2 protein-coding genes are annotated in these 1,331 nt (G+C 38.8%); both read right to left on the bottom strand.

Features of this window, described 5'->3' with window-relative positions:
- Positions 1 to 410 (bottom strand): DUF669 domain-containing protein (locus ACYVQZ_RS09990; RefSeq protein WP_461241229.1); only part of this gene is annotated, 410 nt, incomplete at its 3' end.
- 15 nt (positions 411 to 425) lie between these two features.
- A partial coding sequence (locus ACYVQZ_RS09985; protein ID WP_461241228.1) for a DEAD/DEAH box helicase occupies positions 426 to 1,331 on the bottom strand: 906 nt, incomplete at its 5' end.

Here is a 1,331-nt window from a genome sequence, read left to right as displayed (position 1 = left end):
TCAGTTGTTTTTCCTTGGTATTCGTTTGGTTCTTTCTTTACATAGACCAAGACCGGTTTGTTAGCAATCGCATTCATGAAGTCTTCGATTGATCCAAGTTGTGTCCCTTCTGGAATCTCAGCAGCTTGGAGAATATATTGAAAGCCTTCCATATCGTATTTACCGGTATTCTTGCGTTTCCAATTCTCCATGAACACATGACGATTGTGATATTTGGCATTCGTATCTTTCAGTTCGGCAACGCCGTCCAAATCGTTACGAACAACTAAATCGAGTTGTAAGGACTCCTTGCCATTCTTTGTGGCATGTTCCTGAGCTGACTTGATGATCATTTCGTAGTTACCTGTTGGAATAGCTGAAAAATCGTTGCTTTGTTCGTTTTTTGAATAATCTGTTGTAATGAATGACATTATTAATTTCTCCTTTTATTTGACTAATCCTTTTTGTTTACCTTGATACCATACCCAACCTGGCTTATAACCTCTTGCCTCAGCAATTTTGTACAGGTCATGCATATTATCAACGTCTTTAGGATTCATTTTTTTGTATTTAATAGTTTGGTAATTGGTTTCAATTTCGAACGGATCTAACTGTTCAATCTTGGCTGTTTCATCAACGGTTAAGCCTTGTGTTTCGGTTTCAATTTCAAAGCCGCAATTCGGACATTTTGATTCAGATGACGGGAAGATGAAGAAACATTTTTCACATTGGTGAATACCCATTGACGGGGTAGCATTTCGTTTCTTCTTTGGTCGTCCTTTCAAACTCCACTTGCGCTCACTATCAGGTAGTCCGAATCGTGCGTAATTAGCAACATGATCAATGATGGTTGCGACTTTACCTGGTTGGTATCTCATACAGCGCATACTTTGTTGCACGTCTAAGACTAACGACTGTGTGGGTCGTAGCATAATGACAACCGAACAATCAGGAACATTAAAGCCTTCAGATATTAAATCCACATTGCAGAGAACCTTAATTTTGCCGGCTTTAAAGTCTGACATAATCTCAGCACGCTCACTCTTTGGTGTTTTAGCATCCGCATGAGCCGCAGGAATACCTGCATCATTGAACGATAGAGCTACTGACTTACTGTGTTCAATATCATGCGCATAGACAATTGCTTTTTGTCCTGGGCTTTTGTCTTGATAGGTCTTAACCACATCACCAAAAATGGTATTGTCGATTGCTTCATCCATTGACTTATTGGTAAAGTCGCCAGTACTGGAAGTTTTCAGTTTATTTTCATTAATTAAATTGACTGAAAAATACTTATATGGTGCGAGATAGTTATTTTTGATTAACCATTTCACGTCAGGTCCTTCAACCAT

Source organism: Paucilactobacillus salsurae, from assembly GCF_054784995.1.
The sequence above is the reverse complement of the archived record's forward strand: the minus strand, read 5'-3'. Positions and strand labels throughout refer to the sequence as shown.